Raw genomic sequence first — 6,452 nt, 5'->3', positions numbered from 1 at the left:
TTCATCCACTAACACAATAATATCGGGACTATCGTTATAGCATTCTGGTAGCTCAACAGCTGTACCAAACTTATTGATGATAGAGAAAATAATCCGTTCGTTACCTCTGCCAATCTGCTCAGCCAAACGACGTCCAGTTGTTGCCATGGCCGACTTTCTATCTTTATCTGACAACACACCACCTGAAGCAAAAGTTCGAGCAAGTTGATCTTCTAAATCTACACGGTCCGTTACCACCACAACGCGGCATTTAGCCAACTCTTGCAGCCAGATTAATGCTTTTGAAAGGAAAACCATGGTGAATGACTTACCTGAACCCGTGGTATGCCAAATCACACCACCACTACGCGCACCTTGTTTATCGAATGAAGTAACCCGCTCTATTAGCGCTTTTATGCCAAATACTTGCTGATAACGAGCTACAATCTTGCCAACTTTTTTATCGAATAAAGTATACAAACGAGCCATATCCAGTAAACGATCAGGTCGCAATAAAGACACTAATAAGCGGTCTTGTTCTGTGACTAGAAGTTCTCCGCCTGCAATAAGCGATAAATACTCATCTCGCAGTCTCGTGGAGCGATGATTAAATATGTGATCAAGTTTGTTCTTTGATAAAGGAGTATTCTTTAACCGAGCAAAAGTAGCTTCAGTAAATTCTTCTTCTTTCCATTTTGCCCAAAACTTAGATGGTGTTCCGCAAGTGCCATACAAACCTTCATGGCCGTTAACCGATATCAATAACTGACTGTAGGCAAATAAATGTGGGATTTCATCCACTTTTTGGTTACGAATATTTTGTGAAATCCCCTCTGTTACAGTAGGTTTGCCTTCATGGGATGAATCGGGACGTTTTGCTTAAATCACCACCCATGGCAAGCCATTCACAAAACAGACTATGTCAGGAATACGTTTACCAGTGCCTTGAGCATTTTCGACTTCCATCTCTTCGGTAAAATGAAATTGATTGTTGTCCGGCGTGTGCCAATCAATCACTTGAATAGTTGGGCTGGCCTTTTTGCCATCAATAAACTCAGTCACGCCAATACCATAGGTCAGCGCATTATAGAGTTTTTCATTAGCCGCTTTTAGCCCTTCATTCATCGCAGGGGTAGCGAGTTCATGGACAATTTTATTGATAGCCGCTTCTGATAACTTGTGATCCTTACCCATGAAAGAATAAGTTTTATGACGCAATACATCACGAAGCACATCAGGCAATATCACCGTAGACAGATTGCCACGTCTTTCCAAGCAATTACTTGGAGGTATAAACTGGTAACCTAAGTTAGTCAGTAAGATCAAAGCTGGGATTTTTGAACTAAATTCTTCTTTGAAATTAACCGTATCAGTATTCATCTTACTCTCCCTGCAAAAAACGATATGTTTTTTTAAAGAGAAAACTTTGAGCACCTCGGTATATAGTTTTCAAGTTGATACCAAAAATACTTCCTAAAAGGTTCAACATAAATACGATCACTATACTGATTAAAGTTATACTATCAGCCTGATATTCTGATTTAATTTGTGAAGGAAATATTTCGTTTGGCAAAGCGAGTAAAGTGACCCAAACACATCCAAAAGCTAGAGTAATAGATATAACTAACGCTGGTGCTACAGATACATATTTAGCAATTTTTCTATGTATCACCTGCGTTTTATTTAATTTATCTTCCTTGTCATTTAAGGAGTCTTGTAGTGTAGAAATCTCAGTGTTTTTCGTTTTGTTCAGTTCTATTATTTCCTGTTCTTTATCAGCTATTTGTTTTCTCTTAATGGTTTCGACTATATCAAAAATATCCTCATCTGAAAAATCTTCCCCCACGTCAACAGATACGTCATGGACCATGTTAAGTAAATCAGAATCCCAACGCACTTGAATTAGGTCATCTTCGGTAATTTTTCCGCTTTTCTCTAAATGCTCAAGTTTTTTAACAAAGCTCGTCCAGAATTTGTCATCAGTGAAAAGAAGCCCATACGCAGATGAGATTAACTGGTCCATAGGTAAACTACCAAATAAGTCAGGACTTTTAAGCCAAAACATAGTAGTCATCCATTGTTCTGAAACTATAAGTGGAATAACTTTTTTAGGTATCTCATCTTGAAAGAACCTATTGGCGTGGTTAACCAACCCAGTATTTGAAGTTACAAAAACAGTAAATTTTTTACTTAAGTCATTTATTAAATTACCTTCACGCATATTATATACACGGGAAATGCAGATAGTGTCATGTTCAAGGTTTTTTGACCCTTTAAAATTAGGGGATATTGCTTTTTCTAATGCTATCTCATCACATTGATATTGCTTTTTTTGCTTGAAACCATATTGCACTTCAATTTCAAGTTTCTCAAGTGACGAATTAAGGAGTTTAATCTCTGTATCGAGCCTAGCTGCGTCATATCCTAAATATCGCAATAGCTCTAAGGTTTTAGTATTAAACCGTTTATAGTCTTTCCGTTCAAGATCATCCCGCCATGCGCAAAGTAAGCGTTCAGTTTCATCAATTGTTTTATCAAATACATAAATATTGATACCAACATTGGTGAGTAATAAAATGAATTCTTTGAGTGATTTTTGCTTTTGTAAACCGTTGAAACCAAGAAGCCCTACAATTAACGGTGTATCTAAATACACCGTCATAGATTTATAACTTTTCTTGTGAGCTACTTTGTCTGCAAAACACAAATAATTGGCAAGGAGCATACCTTTTACAAAACGTGAGAAGTGCTCTAATGATGCCGTTTTATTTTTATGAATATGACTAATAAAAGATGCAGTGACATGGTCTGTGTTTTTTATTTTCTCTCGCAACTCATTTTTCTCGTAACGTTTATTATCTGTCACGCTAGAAATATTTTTATTTATAAATTGTTCAATCAGTAAATCACATTCTTCTGCACTAAGTTTTTTATCAAATTTAGTAATAGCAAAATCAATAAAATCACGTCTGAGTATTTCGAGTGAGGCTGTTATATCGTCTTTCTTATCATGATAACCATTTTTCCATTTATCAACCTCTTCAATGTTTGGGATAAAAACATGGTTTTCTTTATGAAGCAACCCTCGTTTTCTCGCCCTAGTAATAAACACTTGAATTGCCGATATAGGTGGCTTAAAACCGAAAGATCTTCCTAATTCTTCTTGCAGTAATTCAGGAGAAATTTCAAGTTTACCTAAATCAGAAAGAGTTACTGCAATAAAAGGTAAAAAGAGATCGATTTCATCAGAAACTTCATTTGCCTTTAATGATTCCAATAGGGCTAATTGTAGTAAAGGGCTGTTCATTTCCATTAAACTATACACTCCTTTGATTGTAACTTTACTCTGCGTCTACCTGTCAACAACTGCTGCATCAGTGCCTTTTTCTCATATTTAAGATGAGCTAGCTTGGTCTCTAATAATCCAATTTCTTTATCTGCTGATGTAAGTACCGAAGCGATTTTTTGTTGCTCTTCCAGTGATGGTTTCGGCAACTTTATCTCTGAAAAATACTTATAACTGATAATTTTCCCATCACGGATACCTTCAAGTCGACTCTTCATTGCTTGGATGAAGGGATGCGACTTTAGGTGGTACTTATAAAAAGCATCAGAGATTTCGGTTGTTGGGTATAAAATGACATAGGCAGGGCTACAAATACCTTTATATTTAGAGTATTCAATGCCTCCTTGGAAGCTTCTTAAACTAATGATGAAGTCACCCACCTCGACAACTTTATAACCCGAGATGCTATCAATAGTAACTGAAACATTATAATCAATAAGCTCTCTTGGAATCGCACCCTGGTCTTGTGTAATTGCCAGTATCGGTAAATCGGAGTTATGTTTCTTGTTTGATCTAGTTGAGAATATATCTCCTGCTCGTACGTATTCCCACTCTCCCTCAAACGCTTTACCTGTGTCAGGGTTGATCAAACGCTTTTTACCCGTCAACAGTGGTTGCATTAGGGCTTTTTTCTGCTGCTTGCTGGTTGCAATCAGCTTTTCAGTGGTGGTGATCGCCTTATCCCACGTCGAGAGAATTTTGGCTATTTTGAGTTGTTCTGGGAGTGGGGGGATTGGCACATGGATACCTTTTATGATCCCAGCGCTAAGGTTTTGTTGACCTCCACTATTTGCTAGATCACGTATATTCTCATACTGACTTGTTAAAAATTGGTAGTAATATTCAACATCATGTTCTTTGTGTAACAACAGCGCTGCACAAGCTTGATTTGTTGATGCTTCGATACCAAGTTTGGCGACTTGACCTCGAGTTTTCCCCTGCCCATACATCGCCATCAGAATAGTGTCTTTAGGAAATAATTTAGCAGATGAGTTATCTAAACCTTCTTGAGTAATTTTTTGTTCTGCATCAGCAATTACACCAAATTTCACTTCAGAGGTTGTTACCCAAGGTATATGTCCATTCCAATAGGAATCTTTTGCTCTACTAGGCGTTCCACCTGAAGTAACCTTAGCAATATCTTCGATGGTGCCCTTTGTCCAACCCTTAGACACCATAACCTAACTCCTCTAGGTAGCTAGTCATCTCAGCTTCTAATTCACCTAATTTTGCTTGCAGTGCCAAACGCTCACCACGTATTGCCATCAAGTCAATTTCAGCTTCTTCTTCAAAGGTATCCACATAGCGCGGAATATTGAGGTTGTAATCGTTCTCGGCAATTTCTTGTAATGTGGCGAGATAGGAGTATTTATCGGTAGTTGTGCGTGCTTTGACAGTATCGACAATCTTCTGAATGTTTTCTGCTGTTAATACGTTTTGGTTTTTGCCTGATTTAAACCCACTCGAAGCATCAATGAATAGGACTTTACTGTCTGATTTTTGTTTTTTGAACAGTAAAATGGCAGCTGGAATCCCTGTACCAAAGAATAGTTTTTCAGGCAAACCGATAACGGTATCAAGTAGGTTTTCATCGATTAATTGCTTACGGATTGTGCCTTCGGTTGATGCTCGGAATAACACACCATGAGGAACCACTACGCCCATACGACCAGTTTGTGGCTTTAGAGTTTCAATCATATGCGAGATAAAGGCGTAATCACCTTTGGTTTTTGGTGGCACACCACGGCGGAAACGACCAAAGTGGTCATCGGCAGCGTTTTCATGGCCCCATTTATCCAGCGAGAATGGTGGGTTAGCGGTGACCACATCAAAGTGCAGCAGGCCTCCGTCTTTGTCTTGCAGCTTAGGGTTACGAATCGTGTCCCCCCATTCAATACGGTGGTTATCTTCACCATGCAGGAACATATTCATTTTTGCCAATGACCAGGTAGAGCCAATCGCTTCTTGACCAAATAGTGCGTATTGCTTAGAACCATTGAAGTTCTTTTGTATCTGTTTACCACACTTCATTAATAGTGAGCCAGAACCACATGCTGGGTCACAAATGGTATCGCCTTCAACAGGCTCAAGAATAATAGACAGTAAGTCTGACACTTCAGGTGGGGTATAGAACTCGCCCGCCGATTTACCGCTGCTCGCGGCAAAGTGTTTAATGAGGTATTCATAAGCGTTGCCAATCACATCCAATGAGCCAACACGGCTCGGACGCAGGCTAAGAGTTGGCTTACCAAAATCTTCCATTAGGTGGCGCAGAATATCGTTTTTCTGTTTTTCATCACCGAGTTTATCGGTATTAAAACTGATATCTTGGAATACGTTTTTTAGCTTAGTGCCGTTGGCTTCTTCAATGGCGTGTAACGCTTGGTCGATACGTGAACCATTACCTGCGGTGTTACGTAGCTCATACAAGTCCCAAAAGGTTGCACCAACAGGGATTTTGAAAGACTGAGTATCCATCATTTCATTGATAAGCTCAGGGCTATCACCATACTCTTTTTTTAGTTCATCATATTTGTCTTGATGCACATCAGAGATGTATTTCAAAAACAGCATGGTCAATACAAAATCTTTATAAATTGATGGGTCTACTGTGCCACGGAAAGTGTCACATGCCCCCCATACCGCTTTGTTAATGTCATCTTGGTTGATTTTATTATTCATCATTATTTATCCCCATTAAGTAATTGTTGAAACATGCCCTGAAGCATCATTTTTCGATTTGCTAGCAGAGCTTGGGTCAATGCCTGCTCTTTTTCCCATAACTGATTGAGGTGAAATATTTTCTTCTGTGTCTCGATAGCTGGGATATTAAGCTTTATCTCATTGCCAATAGATGTTTTAAGCATGACAGCCATGGATGACCCCTGACTTCCCGCACCTTCAGATAGTAAAAATTGAATTGAAGGTTGGTTTAATGACCAACACAAGAATTCGGGCAACACTTCAACCGTTGGTGTAATAACCAAAAACTGACTCGTTACTACTAAAGGTAATGAACCTTCCGAGTTTTCAACCACGCAGGATGCTTGAAAGTAACCACCTCTAGATCCTCTCGAAGGCAGTATCACAGTTCCTGACGTTACCAGAGCCTTATCTTTACCCTGCC

General features: G+C 38.9%; 5 protein-coding genes and 1 pseudogene. All 6 read right to left on the bottom strand.

The genetic code is table 11. The features are described from left to right. A partial coding sequence (locus tag H5202_RS24345) for a DEAD/DEAH box helicase family protein (protein WP_259397358.1) occupies positions 1-468 on the bottom strand: 468 nt, incomplete at its 3' end. Between the two features lie 279 nt (positions 469-747). Next, positions 748-1,359 (bottom strand): annotated as a pseudogene (locus H5202_RS24340) (type I restriction endonuclease); the annotation flags it as partial. Position 1,360: 1 nt separating this feature from the next. Next, positions 1,361-3,292, bottom strand: coding sequence for a hypothetical protein (locus H5202_RS16690; protein WP_182773069.1), 1,932 nt, complete (start codon positions 3,290-3,292; stop codon positions 1,361-1,363). Beyond that, on the bottom strand, positions 3,292-4,503 hold the full coding sequence (locus H5202_RS16685; protein ID WP_182773068.1) for a restriction endonuclease subunit S: 1,212 nt from the start codon (positions 4,501-4,503) through the stop codon (positions 3,292-3,294). The genes H5202_RS16690 and H5202_RS16685 overlap by 1 nt, the downstream gene beginning before the upstream one ends. Next, positions 4,493-6,010, bottom strand: a complete 1,518-nt coding sequence (locus H5202_RS16680) for a type I restriction-modification system subunit M (RefSeq protein ID WP_182773067.1) — start codon at positions 6,008-6,010, stop codon at positions 4,493-4,495. The genes H5202_RS16685 and H5202_RS16680 overlap by 11 nt, the downstream gene beginning before the upstream one ends. Further along, positions 6,010-6,452, bottom strand: a 443-nt coding sequence (locus tag H5202_RS16675; protein ID WP_220493913.1) for a restriction endonuclease subunit S, incomplete at its 5' end; no start/stop codon positions are given. The genes H5202_RS16675 and H5202_RS16680, both read right to left, overlap by 1 nt.

Source organism: Shewanella sp. SG41-4 (genome assembly GCF_014164505.1).
In the GTDB taxonomy this organism is placed as follows: Bacteria; Pseudomonadota; Gammaproteobacteria; order Enterobacterales; family Shewanellaceae; genus Shewanella.
Note: the sequence above shows the minus strand (reverse complement) of the source record. Positions and strands in the feature narration are given on the sequence as shown.

What these genes read in the sequence shown, in the direction of transcription:
- H5202_RS16685 (WP_182773068.1), bottom strand. Translation starts at nt 4,503, where the DNA reads ATGGTGTCTAAGGGTTGGACAAAGGGCACCATCGAAGATATTGCTAAG.
- H5202_RS16680 (WP_182773067.1), bottom strand. Translation starts at nt 6,010, where the DNA reads ATGATGAATAATAAAATCAACCAAGATGACATTAACAAAGCGGTATGG.
- H5202_RS16690 (WP_182773069.1), bottom strand. Translation starts at nt 3,292, where the DNA reads ATGGAAATGAACAGCCCTTTACTACAATTAGCCCTATTGGAATCATTA.